At 66.7% G+C, this 22027-nt stretch carries 18 protein-coding genes and 1 pseudogene; 7 read left to right on the top strand and 12 right to left on the bottom strand.

The genetic code is table 11. The features are described 5' to 3' along the window. Positions 1 to 9: 9 nt before the first annotated feature. The 3 genes from C5B90_RS16450 to C5B90_RS16440 all read right to left on the bottom strand — a co-directional run bounded on the left by C5B90_RS16450 (position 10) and on the right by C5B90_RS16440 (position 3355). Entirely contained in the window at positions 10 to 729 is a 720-nt protein-coding gene (locus C5B90_RS16450) for a cob(I)yrinic acid a,c-diamide adenosyltransferase (RefSeq protein WP_115883066.1), read from the bottom strand. 133 nt (positions 730 to 862) lie between these two features. Then, complete coding sequence (locus C5B90_RS16445) at positions 863 to 2191, bottom strand: cobyrinic acid a,c-diamide synthase (protein ID WP_115883065.1); 1329 nt, start codon at positions 2189 to 2191, stop codon at positions 863 to 865. 159 nt (positions 2192 to 2350) lie between these two features. Beyond that, entirely contained in the window at positions 2351 to 3355 is a 1005-nt protein-coding gene (locus C5B90_RS16440) for an AIR synthase family protein (protein WP_115883064.1), read from the bottom strand. A gap of 120 nt (positions 3356 to 3475) precedes the next feature. Between C5B90_RS16440 and C5B90_RS16435 the strand changes: the two genes are divergently transcribed. From C5B90_RS16435 to C5B90_RS16415, 5 genes are all read left to right on the top strand, one after another. Then, positions 3476 to 4522, top strand: coding sequence for an alanine--glyoxylate aminotransferase family protein (locus C5B90_RS16435; RefSeq protein WP_115883063.1), 1047 nt, complete (start codon positions 3476 to 3478; stop codon positions 4520 to 4522). 60 nt (positions 4523 to 4582) lie between these two features. After that, entirely contained in the window at positions 4583 to 5167 is a 585-nt protein-coding gene (locus tag C5B90_RS16430) for a hypothetical protein (RefSeq protein ID WP_115883062.1), read from the top strand. Positions 5168 to 5254: 87 nt separating this feature from the next. After that, positions 5255 to 5716 (top strand): hypothetical protein, encoded by a 462-nt coding sequence (locus C5B90_RS16425; RefSeq protein WP_233512087.1) that lies wholly within the window; start codon positions 5255 to 5257, stop codon positions 5714 to 5716. A 127-nt stretch (positions 5717 to 5843) separates the two neighbouring features. Continuing rightward, on the top strand, positions 5844 to 7517 hold the full coding sequence (locus C5B90_RS16420) for an FAD-dependent oxidoreductase (protein WP_115883061.1): 1674 nt from the start codon (positions 5844 to 5846) through the stop codon (positions 7515 to 7517). A gap of 75 nt (positions 7518 to 7592) precedes the next feature. After that, positions 7593 to 8495 (top strand): pyridoxamine 5'-phosphate oxidase family protein, encoded by a 903-nt coding sequence (locus C5B90_RS16415; RefSeq protein ID WP_115883060.1) that lies wholly within the window; start codon positions 7593 to 7595, stop codon positions 8493 to 8495. A gap of 28 nt (positions 8496 to 8523) precedes the next feature. On the opposite strand, the gene C5B90_RS16410 is transcribed toward C5B90_RS16415, so the two are convergent. The 5 genes from C5B90_RS16410 to C5B90_RS16390 form a co-directional block, all read right to left on the bottom strand. Beyond that, positions 8524 to 9612 (bottom strand): phosphate uptake regulator PhoU, encoded by a 1089-nt coding sequence (locus tag C5B90_RS16410; RefSeq protein ID WP_115883059.1) that lies wholly within the window; start codon positions 9610 to 9612, stop codon positions 8524 to 8526. A 245-nt stretch (positions 9613 to 9857) separates the two neighbouring features. After that, on the bottom strand, positions 9858 to 10805 hold the full coding sequence (gene pstB / locus C5B90_RS16405) for a phosphate ABC transporter ATP-binding protein PstB (protein ID WP_115883058.1): 948 nt from the start codon (positions 10803 to 10805) through the stop codon (positions 9858 to 9860). A gap of 2 nt (positions 10806 to 10807) precedes the next feature. Continuing rightward, positions 10808 to 12430, bottom strand: a complete 1623-nt coding sequence (gene pstA, locus C5B90_RS16400; RefSeq protein WP_115883057.1) for a phosphate ABC transporter permease PstA — start codon at positions 12428 to 12430, stop codon at positions 10808 to 10810. Further along, entirely contained in the window at positions 12430 to 13563 is a 1134-nt protein-coding gene (gene pstC / locus C5B90_RS16395; protein WP_115883056.1) for a phosphate ABC transporter permease subunit PstC, read from the bottom strand. Before pstC ends, pstA begins: the two co-directional genes overlap by 1 nt. Before the next feature lie 62 nt (positions 13564 to 13625). After that, entirely contained in the window at positions 13626 to 14819 is a 1194-nt protein-coding gene (locus C5B90_RS16390) for a substrate-binding domain-containing protein (RefSeq protein WP_115883055.1), read from the bottom strand. A 185-nt stretch (positions 14820 to 15004) separates the two neighbouring features. On the opposite strand from C5B90_RS16390, the gene C5B90_RS16385 reads away from it, so the two are divergent. Further along, positions 15005 to 16000 (top strand): halo transducer protein, encoded by a 996-nt coding sequence (locus C5B90_RS16385; RefSeq protein ID WP_115883054.1) that lies wholly within the window; start codon positions 15005 to 15007, stop codon positions 15998 to 16000. 12 nt (positions 16001 to 16012) lie between these two features. On the opposite strand, the gene C5B90_RS16380 is transcribed toward C5B90_RS16385, so the two are convergent. From C5B90_RS16380 to C5B90_RS16365, 4 genes are all read right to left on the bottom strand, one after another. Continuing rightward, the gene (locus tag C5B90_RS16380) at positions 16013 to 19162 is read right to left on the bottom strand and encodes a type 2 lanthipeptide synthetase LanM family protein (RefSeq protein ID WP_115883053.1); all 3150 of its coding nucleotides are present in this window, start codon (positions 19160 to 19162) and stop codon (positions 16013 to 16015) included. Positions 19163 to 19275: 113 nt separating this feature from the next. Beyond that, a complete protein-coding gene (locus C5B90_RS16375; protein WP_042665533.1) occupies positions 19276 to 19455 on the bottom strand; it encodes a hypothetical protein in 180 nt (59 codons plus the stop codon). Between the two features lie 110 nt (positions 19456 to 19565). Further along, positions 19566 to 20405, bottom strand: a complete 840-nt coding sequence (locus C5B90_RS16370; protein WP_115883052.1) for an ABC transporter permease — start codon at positions 20403 to 20405, stop codon at positions 19566 to 19568. Then, the gene (locus C5B90_RS16365; RefSeq protein ID WP_115883280.1) at positions 20402 to 21379 is read right to left on the bottom strand and encodes an ABC transporter ATP-binding protein; all 978 of its coding nucleotides are present in this window, start codon (positions 21377 to 21379) and stop codon (positions 20402 to 20404) included. The genes C5B90_RS16370 and C5B90_RS16365 overlap by 4 nt, the downstream gene beginning before the upstream one ends. 376 nt (positions 21380 to 21755) lie before the next feature. Between C5B90_RS16365 and sod the strand changes: the two are divergent. Further along, a pseudogene (sod, locus tag C5B90_RS16360) lies at positions 21756 to 22027 on the top strand (superoxide dismutase [Mn]); the annotation flags it as partial.

Here is a 22027-nt window from a genome sequence, read left to right as displayed (position 1 = left end):
TAACGCGGTTCAGTATTCGGTCCCTTTTCTCGCGCGCTGGCCGGCGTCGATGGGGTGTTTCTCCTTTCTGACGTTGGTCACGAGGTCCGCGGCGTCGTACATGTAGGTCGGCTCCTCGTGGCTCCCGGTCAACACGAGTTCGAGGTTCTCGGGCTTTCGCTCCACGAGGTCGAGCACGTCTTCCTCGTCGAGCAGCCCCATCGCAACGGCGTAGAGGAGTTCGTCGATGATGAGGAAGTGGACGCCGTTCTCGGGCGGGCCGTCGAGGTCGAGGGGATTCGAGAGGTCGGCGTCGGCCGCGGCGTCGATGAGTTCGCGGGCGCGGTCGAGACCGGCGGCGACCTGCGCCTCGTGGTCGGCGTCGTCGCTCCCGTCGGCCATGCCGGCCCAGCCGTAGTGGCCGAGGTTCTCGAAGGAGAAGCCGGGCATCGCCGCGATGGCGTTGTACTCCCCGCGGACGGCCTCGACGGAGTCCGCGCCGCCCTTCAGGAACTGGAGCATGTGGACGCGGTAGCCGTGGCCGGCGGCGCGGAAGCCCATGCCCATCGCGGCCGTGGTCTTGCCCTTGCCGTCGCCCCACCACACCTGCACGAGGCCGAAGTCGTCGGGCGCGGCGGGTTCGATGGCGGCCGCTTCGGGGCGGACGCCGCGGCCGGGGGTGTTCGCCCGAACCGAGTCGGGGCTGGTCTCGTCGTCTGTCTCGGGGGTTCCGTCGGGTGCGTCGGTCATCGTAGTGAGTTCGAAGCCGGTGTCGAAGTCGGGGTCGGTCGTCGGTCGGTGCTTGTCTCGGCTTCGTATATAGGGGTTCGCCGTCCTCGTGGTCTTGTGCCCGTGCTCTTGCGCCCTCGCGCTCTCGTCGCAGTCAGTCCGTCAGCCGCGAGACGAAGCGGTCGAACGCCCCGCTCTCGGGGTGGACGTGCGCGTAGGTGCCGAGGGTTCGGTACTCGGTGAGTCCCTCGCGGCCGTCGATGCCGGAACCGCGCTCCACGTCGAAGGCGAACCGGGCGTCCGTCGCCGGGTCCGCCGACGAGTAGTGGAACTCGTGGCCGCGGAGCGTCTCGCCCGCGTCGGCGGTCAGCGTCCCGTCGGTCGCGCGGAGTTCCACGTGGTCGAGCGCCTGATACCGGTCTTGCATCGTCACGTCGGCGGGGAGGATGCCGGCCATCTCGTGGGTGTCGCCGTCGGTCGTCGTCAGCGACTCGGTGAGCGCCATCAGGCCGCCGCACTCGCCGAACACCGGCAGGTCGTCGGCGGCCCGGTCGGCGAGGGCCGGGAGCGTCGGCGACGACGCGAGGTCCGCGGCGAACCGCTCGGGGTAGCCGCCGGGGAGGTAGACGCCGTCGCAGTCGGGGAGGTCGTCGCCGGCGACCGGCGAGAAGTACGAGACTGTGCCGAGTGATTCCAATCGCTCCAACGTGGACGGGTAGACGAAACAGAACGCCTCGTCGCGGGCGACGGCGACCGTCGGACCGTCCGAATCCGGTGTTTGGGACGACTCGGCTCGAATGCCCGCTTCGAACTCCCCGGTGTCCCACTCCGGTTCCCGCGCCACTTCCGCGAGCGCGTCGGCGCGAATACCCTCGGCCGCGGCGTCGAGCGCCTCGTCGGACAGCGGGGCCTCGTCGCCGAGGTGGAGGCCGAGGTGGCGCTCCGGGATTTCGAGGTCGTCGCTCGGCGGGATTCGACCGAGATACGGCAGTTCCTCGGGAAGCGCGTCGCGGATGCCCTCGGCGTGGCGGCCGCCGTGGGCGCGGGAGGCGATGACGCCGGCCACATCGGCGTCGATTCCCATCCGGTCCGCGTAGGTCCGGAAGCCGTAGGCCGTCGCCGCGACGCTCTGCATCCCGGCTCTCGCGTCCGCGACGAGGACCACGGGGAGGTCGAGGAGGGCGGCGACGCGGGCCGTCGAGGTGTCGCCGTCGTAGAGGCCCATCATGCCCTCGACGACGCAGATGTCGCCCTCGCCGCGGGCGTAGGTCCGGCGCATGCCGTCTTCCCCTTCGAGCCACGGGTCGAGCGTCCGCGACGGCTTTCCGACGATTGCCGCGTGGTGCGAGGGGTCGATGAAGTCGGGACCGGCCTTGGCTGGTTGGACCGCGTACCCCTCTCGTTCGAGCGCGCGGCACACCGCGAGCGTCGTGACCGTCTTCCCGACGCCGGAGGCCGTGCCGGCGACGACGACGCCTCTCATCTGGTCACCGCGGTCCGCGTCGCGGACGGCGCTTCCGGCGGGTCGCTCGCGAGTCGAGACGGGCGTTCGGCAGTCATGTCTACAAGTGCATCTTCAGTAGTCAAAGTTGTGTTGGGTCGGGTCGCCGAGGGGCGGCGTAGTCGGCGACTCGCGTTCGGCTCAGTCCCAGAGGTCGTACATGTCGTCTTCGACGCCGTCGGCGTAGTGACTCCCGTCGTAGACGACGCCCGGGGCCGGAGCGGCCGAGTCCGTATCCGCGTTCGCGCCGTCGTCCGCCGCTTCGACGGTTCCGACGACCGTCGCCTCGATTCCCTCGGCGTCGAGCGCGGCGAGTGTGTCGTCGGCCTCGTCTTCGGGGACCGCCGCGAGGAGCACGCCGGAGCCGAGAATCCGCATCGGGTCGACGCCCATCGCGTCACAGAGCGTCCGCGTCTCGGGCCGGACGGGCACGTCGTCGGTATCGACCTCGATGCTGACGCCCGAGGCGCAGGCGAGTTCGACCAGCCCGTTGAGGACGCCGCCCTCGGTCGGGTCGTGCATCGCGGTTGCGGCGGGCGCGAGCACCGCGGACTCGGGCAGGACGCTGATGTCGTCGAAGAAGCCCGCGGCGCGGTCGACCGTCTCGGAATCGACGCCGGCAGCATCGAGGTCGGCGCGGAAGTCGGTGGCGAGGACGGCGGTGCCCTCGATGCCGGCCCCCTTGGTGAGAACCACCGAGTCGCCGGGTTCTGCGCCGCTCGTCGGGACGTATCGGTCGGTCGGTCCCATGCAGGTAAGCGAGAGGAGCGGGCGCGAGAGGCCGGCGACTGTCTCGGTGTGGCCGCCGATGATGCTGATGCCGAGTCTGCTCGCCTCCGCGTCGAGTTGGGCGGTGATGTCGTCGAGGAGGTCCACGTCCGGTTCGGGGAGGAGGACGGTACTCACGAGCCATTCGGGGACGCCCCCGCAGGCGGCCACGTCGTTGCTGGCGATGGCGACGCCGAGGGTGCCGATTCGTTCGGCGGCGAGCGAGATGGGGTCGGTGCTGACGACCATCGTTCCCTCGTCGGTGCCGACGGCGGCGGCGTCCTCGCCGTAGCCCGCCCCGACGAGCAGGTCGTCGTTGGGGGCCCCCGTCCGCGAGAAGACGTAGCGGTCGAGGTCCGCAGGTGAGAGTTTGCCCATACACGTGGCTGACGGCGAGGGCGCTTTTGTGCCTTCCCGTCCGCTGCCGACGCGGGCGGTCGTGTTCGAGGCCGCCGCGGATGCCGTACTGCTAAGACGCTCTGTTCGTAACGGGAACCCATGCTGATGACACCCGGCCCCACGGCCGTTCCGCCGCGGGTCCGCGACCGACTGAGCGAGCCGATGCCGAACCCCGACATCGAGCAGTCCTTCTTCGACACCTACGACGGCGTCTGCGAGAAACTCGGGCGCGTCTACGACACCGACGACGACGTGGTCGTCATGGGCGGCGAGGGCATCCTCGGCCTCGAAGCCGCTATCGCCTCCACGGTCGCCCCCGGCGACGACGTGCTCTGCGTCTCGAACGGCCTCTACGGCGACGGCTTCGCCGACTTCGTCGAGAGCTACGGCGGCGACCCGACGCTCGTCGGTGCCGACTACACCGACTCGCTCGACCTCGCTGGCGTCGAAGCGGCGCTCGACGAGAGCGAGTTCGAGGTCGCCACGATGGTCCACTGCGAGACGCCGACGGGCACGCTCAACGACATCGCGCCGGTGCTCGAACTCCTCCACGACCACGGCGTGTTGACTATTGTCGACGCCGTCTCCTCGCTCGGCGGGACGCCCGTCCCGAGCGAACACATCGACATCAACCTCGGTGCGTCCCAGAAGGCGTTTAGCTCGCCGCCGGGACTGACGACAGTCGCCGTCAGCGACCGCGCGTGGGAGGTCATCGAGGACCGCGACCTCGACTCCCTCTACACGAATCTCCTGCCGTGGCGCGACACGAGTGAGGGCTTCCCGTACACCCACCTCGGCGCGAACGTCGCCGCCCTCGACGAGTCGCTGTCGATGCTCCTCGAAGCGGGCCTCGATTCCGTCTACGAGCGCCACGAGGAGGCCGCCGTGCACTGCCGCGAGCGCGGGGCCGACCTCGGACTCGACCTCTACCCCGGCGCCGACCGGAGCGCCCCGACGGTGACGGCGTTCCACCTCCCCGGCGAGGCGAAACGCGTCCAAGCGGAACTCGAAGCCGAACACGACATCGTCCTCGCGACCGGGCTCGCCGACCTCGCCGACGACATCCTCCGGGTCGGCCACATGGGCTACAACGCCGACGTGGAGAAGGTCGACCGCGTGATGGACGCGCTCGCGACCGTCGTCTGAGGACGCAAACCGGCCGCTGCTGGCTGTCAACGTTTTTACCCGAAGCCGACGACAGTCTCGGTGAGAACCACCGTGACCGAAACGAGCGATTCGAGGGCGTGGCCGGGACCGGACGACGGAATCAGATACGCGATCGTCGTCGTGTTCCTGACGGGGCTCCGCCGCCGCAACCCGGCCGCGATGGTGAACGCCGTGTTCGGGCTCGCGGGCACGTACCTCCCCGACGCCGTCGAGCGACTGGTCGGCGTCGAGTTCCACCCGTGGCAGCGCCTCTACGTCGAATCGGCGATGCTGACCCACTCGGTTGGGATGCTCGGTCCCTACGACGACGTGTGGTGGTGGGACCACCTGACCCATGCACACTCGGCGACGATTCTCGGCGGGGTCGTCCACGTGCTCTCGCGCCGCCGCGGCCGCGACCCCTCGACCCGCGTCCTCGCGGTCGTCGTCTGCGCTGGCCTGCTTTGGGAACTCGCCGAGTACGCCATCCACCGCGGGGCCGACGCGCTCGGCATCGACCCCGTGCTCGTCTCCTACGGACGGGTCGACACCGCGCTCGACCTCGTCTTCAACCTCGTCGGTGCGGCGCTCGTCGTCCTGTTCGGCGACCGCACACTGACGAACCTCGTTCCCGAGGACGTGTGAACTGGCCGGTCCGCGTGGGGCGTGCGGTCCGGTCGGACCGCGTCGGGAACCGGAACTGTGATGTGATTTCGTCGGAGTTACAGCGTCGTGAATCGGCGGTCGCTACTTGCAACGCTCGGGCTCGGTTCGGTCGCCGCGCTGAGCGGCTGTCTCAACGTCGAAGGGGTCAACGGGGGCGTGCTCACGGTGATGAACATCTCGTCACCGGAAGCCGCGGAGGTCGTTCCCGCCTCGGACGAACGACTCGACGGAGCGGAGTTGATACAGCGAGCGCTTGACCGGGTGACCCGACGAGAACCCTACAGTCTGATGGACTTCCGACTGGACAGAGACGAGTACGCAGCTGTCGCGGCCGCGCTGGAGGACCTCCCGTACTACGACCGCATGGAGCACGATGCGTCGATTCCGTCGGGATACTACGTGAGCCACGACGATCTCGTCTATCGACTCGCGAACATACCCCTCTGTTCTGACACCCCGCTCGTCTCCGCTGACAACGCTCGGAATCGGTGTTGGACGTCGGTTCCCGAAGACACGACCACGTTGTAGCGACGCTCTCGCTGTCTCGGTCGCCCTATTTTCTGTGACGGGACGGGTCCGCGCGGTTCTCAGCCGCTGAGACGGCAGATGCTTCGATATTGCAAATAATTATTCCGTCTCGCGCCACGAGTAGCGTATGTCAGCAGGCAGTTTTCGAGTCGCCGTTCTCGGGGGAGGGGTCGGTGGGCTGAGCGCGGCGCACGAACTCGGAGAACGCGGCTTCGACGTGACCGTGTACGAGGCCAAATCGCGACTGGGCGGGAAAGCTCGGAGCTTCTCGGTCCCCTCCGGTGACGACGGCCACTCGCTGCCGGCAGAACACGGATTTCGGTTCTTCCCGGGGTTTTATCGAAATCTCCGCGACACGCTCGGCCGAATCCCGCGGCCGTCCAGGGGCACGGTCGCGGACAACCTCGTCGAGACGGACGAGACGCTCATCGCGACGACGACGGGCGAAGAGATGCGCTCCGAGACGCGGACGCCGAACACGATTGCGGAGTGGGTCGCCGCACTCAAACCGACAATCGGCGGCGGCGAAATCACCCCCGCCGAGACGAACTATTTCCTCCGGCGTCTGCTGGTGCTGCTGACGAGTTGCCGGGCGCGCCGCGAACGGGAACTCGACCGCGTGTCGTGGTGGGAGTTCGTCGACGCGGAGGCGCAGTCGCCGGCCTACCGCAAGCACCTCGCCGAGAGCACGCAGGCGCTCGTCGCGTTGAAACCCCAGCGCGGGAGCGCCCGCACTATCGGACAGATATACGCGCAGTTGATGCTCGATCAGATTGACCCCAACCGGCCGACCGAGGCGGTACTCAACGGCCCGACGAGCGAGGTCTGGATTACGCCGTGGGAGTCCTATCTGGAATCGCTGGGCGTGTCCGTCCGCACGGAGTCGCCTGTCACGAAAATCGACTCCGACGGCCGTCGCGTCACTGGCGTCGAACTCGCCGGCGGGGAACGAGTGACCGCGGACTACTACGTGGCGGCGCTTCCGGTCGAGGTAATGGCCTCGTTGGTGACGCCGGAACTGCAGCTGGCGGCCCCGTCGCTCGGGACCGTCGGGCGACTCGACACCGCTTGGATGAACGGGATTCAGTTCTATCTCACCGAGGACCTACCGCTCGTGCGCGGCCATCAAGCGTACACCGACTCCCCGTGGGCGCTGACGGCGATTTCGCAGCGTCAGTTCTGGGACGACGGCCCGTTCGACATCGAGACGTGCGCCGACGGCGAGATTCAGGGGGTCCTCTCCGCGATTATCTCGGACTGGGAGACCCCGGGTGCGGTGTACGACAAGCCGGCCCGCGAGTGTAGCCGCGAGGAGATCAAAACCGAGGTCTGGCACCAACTGACGGCCCACCTCAACCGGGATGCGGAGCGGCTCTCGGCCGAGTACCTGTACGATTGGGTACTCGACCCCGCAATCGTCGAGACCGGCGACGGCATGGAGAACCACGAACCGCTGTTGATTAACACGGTCGGCTCGCTCCGAGACCGGCCCCCGGCGGTGACCGACGCGCCGAACCTCGTGTTGGCGGCCGACTACGTCCGGACGGACACTGACTTGGCGACGATGGAGAGCGCCAACGAGGCAGCCCGCCGAGCCGTTGGCGGCATCGTCGAGCGCACGGGAGCCGGAGCACCGCCGCCGACTGTCTGGGAACTGTCTGAGCCACAACTGTTCGACCCGCCGAAGCGGCAGGACGAAGTCGCGTTTCGGCTGGGGCTTCCACACCCCGGCGAGGCCGAGCGCGGACTGCGGTCGACCTTCCGAGGTCTGCGAACGAGCGGCTGGGGACTGGATGACTGACTGTTGGCCGCGGCGCTTGGCTCCCGTCGAAGCTCCCGAAACGACCGGTCGATTGCCGCGCCGTAGGAGGCGTCCATGACGGCGTCGACCGCAACCGAGCGGATTCGGGACGCCGTGTACCACTCGCTGACGGCCGAGTTCGCGACGGCCCGCGACGACCGCCCGGCGGTGGTGCCGGTCACGCCCTTTTTCGACCGCGAACGGGAGGTCGTCGTCGTAACGGCCGCGCCGGCGTTCGCGGGGAAGGCCGAGCAAGCGGCGGCCAACCCGCGGGTGTCGCTCCTACTCCGCGAAGACGAGGGTCGATTGCACCTGACTGGGCGGGCAACGGTTCGAGACGTCGACCCGGAAGCGAACACCGCTGTCGTCGAGCGGCTCATCCGCGACGAACCGCCGTCGCCGAAACGGCGGGCGATGGTCGAGGCCGCCGACTTCCTCGGGACGCGGCTCGGACTGTTGCTTCTGGACTGGTACGGGCTCCGAATCCTCGTCGAGATTCGGCCGACTACAATCGACGAGCGGCCGACCGATGGTACGACGACGGTCCCGACGTGGAGCGCGGCCGGCGTCGACAGCGGAGAGGCGGAGACCTACGACCAGATGGTCGCGACCGTCACCGACGACGCGGGGTATCCCCGTAGCTGGCCGGTCTCGTCTGCGACCGTCCGCGACGGTCGGCTCCGGTTGACGCCGCCGGACGACGTGACGCCGGCTGACGGCCAACCTGCGTGCGTCCTCGTCCACTGGCACGACGCGGACCTCGCGAACCTCGAACAGCGACTCATCCGCGGCCGGTGTCGGAGGGACGCGCGCGGACTGGTGTTCGACCCCGCCAGTTCGTTCCACCTGCGGAACCGAACGGCACGGGACCGCCTTCGGTTCATCGTCGACGGCAAGCGTCGGACGCGGGCCTACTTCGACGACCGCGGACGGACGTACAGACCGGTTCCTCGCCTTCGGACGCTCCTCGAGTGGTGAAAGTCAGTACGACCGCCGAACGGACGCCCTACGCGCGCTGGGTGTGTTCCGCGGACTCGGTGCCGCCCTCGCGGGCGGGCTTTTCGTCCATGTTTCGGGTCCGGACCGCCGTCCTGAGCCCAACTTCGGCGACGTTACCGGCGTGTTCGGCAGTTCGTTCGAGCGCGTGGAGCGCGTGCGCGAACCGGTAGTCGGCGTCGGCGTCCACGTCCTCGAACAGCCGTTGTTCCACGTCCGCGAGGCCCTCGCACACTCGGTCGCGTGCCACCAGCGCCTCCCGCGCCGCGTCGGGGTCGTCGCCTTCGAGCGCGACCTGTACCGCGGCTTCGAGCGCCTCTGGAACCAGTTCGGCGAGTTCGGATACCTCGTCGGCGACCGCCGGCGGGAGAGGGTCGGAGACCGCCGACGCGACGGCGGCGATTCGCTCGGCCTGGTCGGCGACGCGCTCTAACTCGCGGGCCGCAGTGTGGAGGCGGAACAGTTCCGGGCGCGTCTCGCCGAGGGCGTCCACCTCGTCGAGGCGGTCGAGCCCGCGAGTGAAGTGCCGGTCGACCATAGCGAACAGGCGGTCGGCGCGGTTGTCGCGCTCCGCGAAGCCGTCGAGGGGTGCGGCCCCGGTGAGCGCGGCGGTCGCGTCGCGGTGCATCGAGACGGCGACGAACTGGAGTTGTCGAACCGACTGGCGGATGGAGACCTCGTTCGCGTCGAGGACGTTCCGAACCGTGACGGCGGTGTCCGACTCCTCCGTGATGGTCACGCCGACGAGGTTCCGTGCGACCCGCCTGACGGCCTGTCGCTGTTCGGCGTCGAACGTCCCGTCGGCCTCGATGACGACCTGTTTCGACCCGGCGGCGTAGGCCGCTCGGAGCGTCTGTTCGAGGAAGTCGCCGCCTGCGGAGTCGACTCCGCCGTCCGCGTCGCTCCCACCGACAGTCACCGTGAACTGCATCGACGAATCGTCCTCGCACTCGGGAGCCTGTACGACTAACATCCCGTCGAGGTGCGTGTGGAGGTTGACGACGGTTCCGGCGGAGATGCCCTCGCCGTCCGCCCACTCTCGGGGGAGAGAGACGGTGAACGTCCCGTTGCTGACCTGCTGTATCTTGCGTGTCTCCATTGTGTTGGCTGTCTGAGTTCGTGTTGTCTGCATGCCAGTTCCGCGGTGACGCCGACCCCGCCTCGGTGGGTGGCTCGACTGGTGAGAAGCGAGCGCCGCCGACCGACGGTCCGGCTTCGACGGCCGCAGGTCGTCGAACGTCGTCGTCACGTCGTGTGGCCGAAGTCGGGACGCCCGCTGCGGGGACAGGCGGGCGGGTCGGCGACCTGTCCGGGCCGAGACGGCTGGTCTAGGTCCGGCGTCGACTACCCGAACTTGCCGCTGATGTAGTCCTCGACGCGCTGGCTCTGGGGGTCTTCGAACACCTGGTCGGTGTCGCCGTACTCGACGAGTTCGCCGCCGGTGAGGAACACTGCCGTCTGGTCCGAGATGCGCGCCGCCTGCTGCATGTTGTGGGTGACGATGACGACCGTGTAGTCCTCCGCGAGGTCGTGGACGAGGTCCTCGATTTTCGAGGTCGCGATGGGGTCGAGCGCCGACGCCGGCTCGTCCATGAGAAGCACTTCGGGGTCGGTCGCCAGCGCGCGGGCGATGCAGAGCCGCTGTTGCTGGCCGCCGGAGAGCCCGAGCGCGTTGTCGTCGAGTCGGTCCTGTACCTCGTCCCACAGCGCCGCCTGCCGCAGGGAGCGCTCGACGAGTTCGTCGACCGCGTCGTCGTCGCTCCGGCCGAGCAGGTTGGCGAGCAGGCCGGTGTCGAGGTCGCCGTGCTTCCGCGGCCCGTAGGAGATGTTGTCCGCGATGCTCTTCGGGAACGGGTTTGGCGACTGGAACACCATGCCGACGCGCTTGCGGAGTTCGACGAGGTTGACGCCGTCTTGGTAGATTTCTTCGCCTTCGAGCTGAACCGAGCCGTCGATGCTCGCGGCCTTGATGCGGTCGTTCATCCGGTTGAGACACCGGAGGAACGTCGACTTCCCACAGCCCGAAGGGCCGATGAGCGCCGTGACGCTGTTCTCGGGAATCTCCATCGAGACGCCCTTCAGCGCGTGGTCGTCGCCGTAGTACACGTCGAGGTCGGAGACCGAGAGCTTCGCCTCGCCCTCGAACTCGTGTTCGACCCACTCCTCGCGGGTCCGCTCGCGCGTCTCACCGCTCGTGACCTCGAGCGGCTGGTCGGTGCCGGGGCTCGCGCCGCCGGGTTCGTTGTCCGTCGTCGTCTGTGCGTCGTCCGCCGTCTGTCTGGTTTCACTCATGGTTACTCGTGCTGCAGTTTACTCCGGAAGTAGTACCGCGTCGCGATGCCGACCGCGTAGAAGCCCAAGACGACCACGAGCAGGATGAGCGCCGTCGCCCACCGGAACTCGTCGATAGCGCCGATGTTCGACGACTGCCCGACGCCCGCGGTGATAAGCGAGTAGAGCTGATACGGAAGCGCCGACGTCGCCTGCATCAGTTCGGGATTGGTGACGAACGGCGGCGCAGACTGGAACTGGAAGCCGCCGAGCACGTCGACCGTCTGGCTGCCCGGCGGGGCGACGCTCCCCGACATAGTCAGGAGAATCGGGGCGGTCTCGCCGGCGATACGTCCGACGCCGAGGATGATGCCCGTGACGATACCCGGGAGCGACGCCGGGAGGACGATGCTCCGAATCGTCTGCCACTTCGTGACGCCGAGCGCCGCGCTCGCGTCGCGGTACTCGTCGGGGACCGCCAGCATCGACTCCCGACTCGTGATGACGACGAGCGGGAGGAGCATGAAGCCGAGCGTGAGCATCCCCGCGAGCAGCGACTTCTGGTTGCCGAGTCGGGGGACGAGGAACGCCAGACCGAACAGTCCGAAGACGATGCTAGGCGTACTCCACAGGCCGTTGGTTGCGATTTCGACGACCTGCGTGAAGCGCCCGCGGTCCGCGTACTCGGTGATGAAGACGGCCGCACCGACGCCCAGCGGGACGGCGAACAGCACCGCCCCGATGACGAGCCAAATCGTGCCTGCGATGGCCGGGAGAACGCCGTTCACGTCGTTGAGGAGCGCGACGCCGTTCATCACGAACGGCCACGAGAGGGGAAGCGAGAACGTCAGGCCGACGAGCGTCACTTCGGGACCCGCACCCGCGCCGAACGCGAATCCGTTGAACAGCCCCGGCAGGCCCTTCAGCACCGTGAACGCGACGAGGAGGAACAGCACCGCGATGATGGAGAGGGCGTTCAGGTAGACGAGGACGTACGCGCCGATGTGGCGGCCGCGCGCGCCGAACCCGCCGTAGGCCTTCGCGGCGGCCCAGCCGACGAGCAGGGAACAGAATCCCGTCAGGACCGGAATCGTGAACTCGGCGTTGAACGACGCCTGCTGTTCCCAGCCGAGGTCCCACGCCCACGACGGGCCGATGACGCCGGTGAGGAAGACGATACCGGCGAACGCGGCGAGCGCGCCGGCGGGGAGCGTCGAGCCGATGTCCTCGCGGGGGAGCGCGCTCACCGCGAACCCGACCCCGCCGGTGACGAGCGACGCGACGACCCACCCGGCCGTCCCGAGACCGAGGGTCTGGGAGGCGACCAACCCGCCGATGACGAACCAGATGAGCGCGAACGCCGCCGAAGCGACCAGTCCGGCGGTCGGTCTGGGGTCGGTGGCGACGTAGCCGAGTCGAGAGCCGACGCCGAAGCCGATGACGGCGAGGCCGAGGAGGACCAACAGCCCGCCGAGGAGCGCAACCATCGGCACGCCCGCGATGGGGTCGGTGATGGTCACGAGTTCGAACATCGCCGCGAGCGAGAGGGCGAACAGCACCGCCGCCAGCCCCACCGCGCCGGCGGCGACCGCCTCGGTCTCGGAGGTGTCTTCGCTGACGAGCGTGGATTCAGTCGCGCCCGCCATCAGTCGGCACCTCCGAGCTTCTGGCGCATGCGCGCCTCGATGTACTGCGACCCGATGCTGAGGAACAGCACCGTGATGAACAGGATGACGCCCGCGACGAACAACGCGGAGAGCTGGAGGCCGTCGGCGTCGCCGTAGTTCGCCGCGATGAGCGACGTGAGCGTGTCGTTACCGTAAAAGACGTTGTAAAGCGGCTTCGTGAGGCCCGGACTGCCGCGGAGCATCACGGTCGCGGCCATCGTCTCTCCGATGGCGCGACCCACGCCGAGGAGGACCGCGGCCGAGACACCCGAAAAGGCCGCCGGCAGGGTAATGGAAGTCATCGTCTGCCAGTCGGTCGTTCCGAGGGCGAGCGACCCGCTTTTCATCGATTCGGGGACGCTGTTGAGTGCGTCTTCGGCGACCGAGACGACCGTCGGCAGCGCCATCAGTCCGACGACGATGCCGACGAAGAGGTACGTGCCCTGCCCGACGATGTCGAACTGGTCGGCCGCCCACGGGCTGAGGATGGTGAAGCCGATGAAGCCGTAGACGATAGAGGGGATACCCGCCAGAATCTCGACGCCCGGCTTGACGACCTCGCGGACGGTCCGCGGCGCGATTTCGCTGAGGAAGAGCGCCGCGGCTACGCCCAGCGGGGCGGCGACGGCCGTCGCGATGATGGTGACGAGCACCGTCCCGTGAATCATCGGGACGAGCGAGTACTGAATCGGCGGCGTCACCGGACTCCAGCGCGTCTCGATGAAGAGCCGCAGGCCCGGAATCGGAATACCGAAGACGTTCACGGTCGCGTACTGCACGGTCGGCCACGCCTCCGCGAAGATGAAGACGAGGATGAGCCCGAGGACGAGGATGGTCGAGACCGTCGTCGTCAACGTGAGCACGCGCGCTGTCAATTCTTGGTGTCTGAGCCAGCCGTAGCCCGTCGCGACGAGGAACACCGCGAACGGGACGGCCGTCAGCGACGAGACGGCCAGAAAGCCCGCGAACGCCGCGAGGAGCGATACCGCCGCGACCGTGACCGTGACGAGCGCGTCGGGCGGCGTCTCGTCGACGAAGTCGCGACCGCGCCGGAGCCCTCGCCGAGCCGCCGCTCGGAGGCCGGCACCGTCGGAGTTTGGAAGTACGTTCATGATTGGAGCGTCGATGAATGGAAAGAACGAGGTTCAGGAACCGCTACCGCGTCCGAGCCGCGTTACGCTTGGCTCGGAAGCTTGTCCTTCTCGGACTGAAGGTCCTTGTCAGGCAGTGGGATGTAGTTGTTGTCCTCGACGAACACCTTCTGACCGAACGTGGTCAGGAACATGTTCATGAACGCGGCTTCGCGCATGTCCGTCCCGCTCGGGGTGTCCTCCGTGATGGTCGTGTACTGGTGGAGGTCGCGGTTGAGCGGGTAGTCGCTGTCGAAGATGGTGTGCTCAGCGCTCTTGTCCGGCGCGTAGAGCGTGCCCTCGAATTCGATACCGATGGGCTGGACCTCCGGGCCGGTGAAGGCGAGTGCCATGTACGCGATGGCACCGTCGTTCTGCTGGACGACGGTCGCAACCTGCTGGTTCTGGCCCTTACGGGTGTCGACGCCCTCCATCGAGGCGTCGGCGCTGCCGAGCATGTTGAGGCGGAACGAGGTGTCCGTCCCGGAGCCTTCCGCGCGGCCGACCACGTAGATTTCCTGGTCGTGACCGCCGACTTCGCTCCAGTTGGTGATCTCGTCCTGGTAGATTTTGCGGACTTCTTCGCCGGTGAGTTCCGTCACGCCCGCGTCGTAGACGTCCTTCGAGACGACGACGGGCTGGCCGTCGCGGCCGAGGACGTGGTCCACGTAGTTCGCGTCGCGCTCTTCTTCGCTGATGCCGAGTTCCGCCGTGATCGGACCCGACGAGTTACCGATGTCGACGAGACCGTCGCGGACGGACTTACACCCCGTCCCGGAGTGGCTCAGGCCGATGGATGTCGCGAACGCGGGGTTCGCCTGCGTCTCGGTCGGCTCGAAGCCGTAGAGGGATGCGAAGTAGTCGGCCAGACGCATGTCCGGTGCGCCGAGTTCGTCCCAGCCGGGGACGGTAGATTCGTCGTTCGAACCCCAGTACTCGCCGTCGCTCGGCGGCGCGTTGGAGTTCCAGTAGGAACTTCCCTTGTTCGCGATGGGATACACCGTCGAGGAGCCCTCGGCGGTGAGCATCTGCGGCGCGCTCGATTCGCTCGTCTCTTCGGGGGTCGAGGTCGTGGTCTCCGGAGCGTCCGTCTCCTCTTCTTCGGTCGCCGGCGCGTCGGTCTCGGGATTCGACTGCCCCGAACAACCGGCGAGCCCCGCGACGCCCGCCGCGCTCGAAGCGACGAGGAACTGCCGACGTGATACGCTGCCTGCCAACTTCTTGGAATCTTGCGCCATCACGTGGACTGACCCGGTTTTAAATAAAATGCGTTTATAATACCGGTTTAGTTCTATCAGAGTTCAACGTAACACTAAGAGACGAAATAGTCCGATATTAGCGCACACATCAGTACGGAGAACTATATACGCGAACGTAATCGAGACGACAGAAAATATAACGGCTCCCGGGATACGTACGCTCGATGGCCCAGAAAGACGGAACCACAGGCTCCGAACGTATCGTCGGTCTGTCGAAATCCGAGGCGGTCGACCGCGTTATCGCCGCGGACGACGCCCGGGACCCGGACACCGTTCGTGCGATGCTCGACCACGTGACCGAGGACGGCACGGTGACGGCCGACGGCGTCGATTCGGCGGTCACGGACACGTCGATGATTCTGTCGACCGCGGAGACGCGCGTCGAACTCGCGTCCATCGACCTCGACGACGCCCGCGAGGCCGCTGGTGACGACGCGGCCATCGGTGCCGTTCGGTCCCGTCTCGACGTGTTCGAGTCGAAGGTCGCGAACGCGACCGAGCGGGTCGAGTCGCTCGGCGAAGAGCTCCAGGAACTCTCAGACTGGCGCGACAACCCCCGGTCCGTCTACGACATCGTGCTCGGACTCCGGGAGGTCGCGTCCGAGTCGCAGGCGCTCACCGCGCACGCGGACAACATACAACTCGATATCGAGGAGTTCGACCGATGGCTCTCGAACCACGACGTTCGCGTGCGGGGGCTCGACGGCGACGTGGCGGCGCTCGAACAGTCGCTCGACGGACTGGCCGACCGGGTCGAGGCCGTCGCCGACGTGGAGGGTTCCGAAGACAGCGCCGACGGCTCCGAGGACGCTGACGACGAGCGCGCGGCCGAGTGGTACAACGCCGCGCTCCGCGCCCGCGTCTCCGACCTGCTTGTCGATGACGTCCGGGCCGAGCTCGACGACCTGCGGGAGTTAGCCCCCGATTCGGCCGCGGAAAGCGATGGCCTCGGCGACGCCGCCGCCGAGCTCGACGACCTCGCCGCCCGTGTGCAACGGCTCCGCGAGCGACTCGACGGCCTCGCCCGTCCGTCGTGGACTGATGAGTACGGGGCCCGAATCGAGTCGTTCGAGGCGACGCTGGCCGCGTTCGAACCGCCGGTGTCGTGGGGTGCGGTGCAGGCCGAACTCGAGGACGCCCGGGTCGGCGACGACGGGTGAGCGGAAGGCCGCTCACTCCAAGAGCAGAACGGAGGGCAGTCGGTCTGGGTTCTCCAGTCGTAACAGCGAGTAGACGACGCCGGAGAGACCGTGGAAGAACATCGGGTTCGGAAAGGTCTCCGTGTGTCCAGTCATCGAGAACTCGCCGTGGGCGTCCCTCCGAGTGAGGCATCGACGGGCCAGTTCGGTCGCGTGTGACTCCGCGAGCAGCCCGCGACGCGCGCCGGCGAGGAGCGACTCGACCCGCCCGAAGTTTCCGCAACAGAGGTGGTCCATGTTCGACGGTTCGGCGCGAGCGGTCTCCGAGAGCGCGTCGATCGCGGTGTCGTGGAGGTCGCCGTCGTCGAGCGCGTCCGCGATGCCGAGTCGGGCGAGCGCCATTCCCGACCGCCCGTGGCACCACTTATCGTCGTAACTCTGGTCCTCGTTCGATTTCGCCCAGTTGTTCCGGTCCGGGTCGTACAGCGCCGATTCGAAGGCGAGCGCCTCGCGTGCCGCGTCCGAGAACCGCTCGTCTCCCGTCGCATCGGCGAGGCGGGCGAGCGCGTAGCCGATTCCGCACGCACCGTGTGAGAACCCCGTGAGCGGCGGTTCGTCGTCGGAAGTCCGCCACACTCGGTAGCCGTCTTCGAGCGTGCGACCGTCGAGGAGGCGCTCTCCGCACGCGATTGCCCGGTCGAGGACGGACTCGTCGCCGTACCGGTCGTGGTACGCGAGGAGGCCGAGCAGAGTCCCGGCGGCACCCTCCAGCACGTCGAACGTCTCGTCGTTCGCCACGTGGGACTCCGTGACGACGCCCGCGGCGGACCGCGCGGCGCGGCGGTACTCGTCGGCGTCGAGGAGTTCCGAGACGACCGTGAGGGTGTAGACGACTGACCCGACCCCGAGCATCCCGCCCAGATTCGGTGGCGGGCCGCCGTCGTCGATGGCGTCGAGCACGGGCGATAAGACCTCCTCCGCCACGGTTCGATAGCGCGTCTCGCCCGTCGTCTCGAAGAGCGCCGCGGCCGCCAGCGCGATGCCACCGCGTCCGTGGTACAGCGAGAAGTCGGTCGGATAGAGGTCGATGCCCGTCTTCGTCGGTGAGATAGAGACCCAGGCGTCGCCGTCCGGCGTCTCGATACCGGCGTCCAGCACCTCCTCGAACAGGGTTCTCGCGGTCGAATCGAACGCGTCGGCTGAGACGGCGGCATCGGGTGTCGAACCCGGCACCTGCGGGCCGAACGCGTACTGTAGCAGCCACGCCTGTCGGTCGCGGTCGTCGTCGCTCATCGCGGCGACGCGCTGACGGCACCGGTCCAGTCCGGGTACATCGACGTCGACGGGTAACTCCTCCCCGTCGTGAACGACCGTACTGCTCGTCGGCGACGACGCGAACCGCGGGAAGTCGCGGCGGCGGAGCGCCCGCCGTTCGGCGGCGTACAACGGCCAGTAGCCGTCGGCGTCGATTCGGTCGTCGAAGAACGGTACCGCGAGTTTCTCGTGTTCGACCGAGAGACGGGCCCCGTCTCGGAGCGGGTCGCGTGCGGCCGCCGACCGGAGAATCGAACCGTATCGGGCCGTCGCTCGGTACACCAATCGGTTTTCGATACCATCGACGAGGCTGGAAGGCAACACCTCGCCGAAGAACGCGCCGGCTTCGTGTAACGAGCGGATGGTGTCGTAGGCTTCGGTGAACCCCTCGACGAGCGACTCGGTGTACGAGACCGGGGGATGGTCGCGTTCCTCGGTGCTCGCGGTGTTCGTGGTCAGATTGACTTCCGGCCGAACCTCCGTCACCGTCATGACGTCCGTGTTCGCCGCTTCGATGCCGGGTTTGGAGACGTCTTTGAACCCACGCTCGCTCGAACTACCGAAGCCGGCGTGCGGAACGCCGGCGTCGTCGTCGCTCGGGGTACGCGGGTCGCCGACCGACCACGGCGCCAAGAGCGTAGCGAGAATCGTACTGTGGGCGACCGTCGATACTTCCGTCGGTGTCGGCATGGCCGCCGGGTCGACGTAGGGGTGGAAGATTGTTTCACCGTCGACGACCATCGGACTCTCGCCGTCGATAAGGAGATTCTCGTACTGGCAGTCGGTCATGTTGAGCGCGTACGCGACGCAGGTGAGGACGCCCGCTTGCTCGTAGTACCGCCGTACTGCGTCGGTGTCGGCCAAGTCGTCGTACGCTATCGGCTCCATCCAACCGTAGCCGTCTCTGGGAAGGTATTCGGGGGACTGAAAGGTCGCGACCGACGTGCGTTCGCTCACCCGTTCGAGCACTTCGTACAGGGCCACGCCCCCGTCGACGCCCCTCGGTTTGTAGATGACGTCCGTCGAACCGAACGAGACGCGGACGGGAATTCGGCCCTTCGCGTGCGCGTCCGTCGAGAGGGGTTCGAGTGAGGTTACCGGGCCGTCGATGTCGAACCGCTCTTCGAGCGCGGGGGTGTCGTCCCGAATCCGCTGGCAGAGTTCAGCGATTGCGTCGACCCAGTTGTCGATGATGACGGCGATTTGCCGGGCGAGAACGGGGTACTCGACGCAGAGGTTGGACATCCCGTGTGCGAACATCGCGTCGATGAACTCCTCGTAGTACTCCGTCGGCGGGTCGTCGAACTCGTCGGGGTCGGTGGCGGCCAGTTCGGGGTCGAAGTGCTCTACGAAGCTCTTGAACTCGACGTACAGCGGCCGGACGCAGAGCGCGTGAAATCGTCTGGTTAGCCCCTCGACCAACGGTTCCAACGAGTCGTCCGGAACGGAGAGCGTGCCGAGCCGACTCCGAGCGAACTCGCTGAACCCGGTCAACAGCTCTCGAAACGGGACGTCATCAGGCGCGCTCGCGTAGCGTGTCGGGTCGGAAGCCCGGAGGTACTCGATTAGTTCCTCGATTGTCTCGAGCCACGCAGGGAGCGGCTCGTCGCTCGGCCACTTCGTGGCCGCCGACTGCGCCTCGACGTCTGCCCGTCGGATTCCGTCGGCCGCAAGCCGCTCGGAGAACTGTTCTTCGTCGGCGAAAAGCCCTTCCCACTCGTCCAGAATCGTGTTCGGAGATATCTCGGGGTCGGGGCCGGGGTCGTTCGGGGGACCTTCGAGACGCTCGTGGAGCGTCCGGGCGCGACCGGCGATTTCGCGACGTTGTTGTTGTGTGAACACCATCTCGTCAGCTGTCGATGTCGTCATAGTAGGTGTGAATCGGTACGCTACGGAGTGAATCGGAGAGCGCCTGCGAACTGCCAGAAAAAACCGATGCGCTTCTCCGCGGTCGAGCGACGCGGAGAAGGCTCGGAGACACCTCAGTTGGTGGTGTCGCAGCAGGGGAGCTTCGAGGCCGTGTGGCACGGGAGGTAACACGACGCCGTCCCGGTACTGTCGTGGGACATCTCGAACTTGTCGGAGATGATCGACCCGAAGAGGCCGTCGTAGTGTGATTTATCAACAGTACGTGCAATATCGATGTCCAATGCTACTGACATCAAAAAGTATGTCTGGACGACATGTTATAAATCTACTGGCAATTGTCATAAATTCAGCCCGTGCGGTCGCTGGGGAGAGTGAGACGACTCTCCGATGCGTGGACGACCGCTCAGTAGTGTCCCATGACGCCGCGACGCCGAGCAACCCGCGAGCAGTACTTGAAGACGACGTATCCGCAGACGAGGTACCCGACGCCGACGCCGAGGAGAATAGACAGTTCCTCGGTCGAGAACTCCCACAGCCGAATCCCGCTACGCATAGATTGCTGGAGGAGTGCGGACCCCTGAACGAGCGGCAGTAGTCGAAGAAGCGGCACGTCTGCGGTCGGCGCACCCACGAGACCGACCATCGCGAACTGCATGAGATTCGAAACCGCTCCGATTCGCTTGTAGATGAGCGCGAGGCCCGCGAACACAAACCCGATTCCGACGACCGAAAGGAGCGAAGCGATGACGACGGGCACGATGGTGAGCAGGTCGACGGAGAGCGTTCGCCCCGTAGTCACCAGCATGAGGACGAGGATGACCCCACCGATGGCCATGCTCTGAATCACGTTCGAGGTCGCCTTCAGGAGCATGACGCGCCCGAATCCGAACGGGGACATGTACAACTGTTCGAGGGTTCCCCACTGCGACTCCTGTGTGATGTTCCCGGAGAGCCCGGAGTACGCGCCCTGCGCCATCGTCCAGAGGAACCAGCCGACGATGACTCCGTTGAGCGTCGAATCGAGCGATTGGGTCGACCCGCCGACGCCACCGACGACCGCTTGCCCGCCGAAGAAGACGATGGCGAAGAACACGTACATCGTCGCCACGTTGATGGCGAAGTTCACGCGGTACCGGAGCATCACGGTGAACTGTTTTCTGAGTATCTCCCAGAGGAGACGGCCGAAGCCAGTAACCGTGGCCTCCGTGCCGGGACTGTTCGGGTTGGCTGGTTCCGAACTCATGTGTACTCACTCACCTGCGGTCGGCCGGGGTCAACCGAGCCTTCCGATTCTTCGTTCGTCAGCTGGATGAATATCTCTTCGAGGTCGGGTTCCACCGAAGTGAACGATTCGACCTCGCACCCGGCCTCGCGCAGTCCGTCCACGAGTCGATAGAACTCGTCGCCGCCGACGCGGACCGAAAACTGCGTCGACTCATCTCTCGTCTCGAAGGAACTCGCGTCGAACTGAGCCGAGAGACGCCGGCGGACCGCCTGTGAGAGCGTCCCGTCGACCACGATTCGATACGACTGAATGTCGAACACGCCGAGGAGGTTCGAGACGCTCTGGTCGGTGACGACTTCGCCGTCGTTCATCACCACGACCCGGTCGCAGATGTCCTCGATGACGTCCATGTCGTGGCTCGACAGGAGGAGTGTCGTCCCCTGATCGGTGACGAGACGACGAAGCTCCTTGCGAAGTTCGAGCGAACTCTCGACGTCGAGTCCGAGCGTCGGCTCGTCGAGCAGGACGATGTCGGCGTCCCTGGCGAGCGTACACGCGAGGGAGACTTTCTGCTTTTGACCCCGAGAGAGTTCCCTGACGGTCGCGTCGGCTTTCTCTTCGAGTCCAAACTTCTCGAGGAGTTCCCGTTGTCGCCGCTCCGTTTGCCGTGTCGGCTCCCCGGCGAGCGCCGCGAAAAACCGCATGTTCTCCTGCACCGTCAACCGCCAGTAGACGTTCCGAGCGCCCTCCAGCATCGCCCCGATATGTCGATACGCGCGCTCCGGTTCATCGTGCACGTCAGTCCCGTGAACCTGAACAGTCCCGTTCGTGGGGACGATGAGTCCGAGCAACGATTTAATCGTGGTCGTCTTCCCGGCCCCGTTAGGGCCGAGTAATCCGACGGCGGTGCCTCGCTCGACGTCAAAGTCGACTCGCTCGACCGCCGTAACCGGCCCGTCGCTCCCCTCGTACTGCTTGTGGAGATCTGACACCGAGAGGGCGGGAGGCTCGGGTTCGGAGGGTGGACCGGCTCCGTCAGTCTGTAATGACGAATGGTTGAACTCTTCGGGCACGTCAGTTCGTGACGGCAGTCTACTATAATAAATTGTTGGCTGTCAAACACGAATGGGAACGCCGCGAGGTCAGGTGTTTCTCCCGGCTCAGGGGTCGCGTCTTACCAGGTTTCGGACCAGGTGAACGACCAGAGTCGCCTGTTCGAAGGCGCTCCACTCGTCGAACCGCGGACACCGTCCGAGAGCTAGCAAATCGCGGTGTACAATGCGAGCGTAAAGTATCACATCCACTACGTAAATCGCGTTCAGCGAAAGTACATGTGTGTCTGGTCCCTCGGTCTAATTGCAAACACCAATGTCAGACTACGAACTTGACCCCCTCCCGTACGAGTACGACGCGCTTGAGCCCCACATCTCCGAGCAGGTGCTGACGTGGCATCACGACACCCACCATCAGGGCTACGTCAACGGCTGGAACGCGGCCGAGGAGACCCTCGCCGAGAACCGCGAAGCAGGCGAGTTCGGCTCGTCCGCCGGCGCGCTCCGCAACGTCACCCACAACGGCTCGGGACACATTCTGCACGACCTGTTCTGGCAGAACATGTCGCCGGAAGGCGGCGACGAGCC

This window comes from Haloferax sp. Atlit-12N (assembly GCF_003383095.1).
Taxonomy (GTDB): domain Archaea; phylum Halobacteriota; class Halobacteria; order Halobacteriales; family Haloferacaceae; genus Haloferax.
Note: the sequence above shows the minus strand (reverse complement) of the source record. Positions and strands in the feature narration are given on the sequence as shown.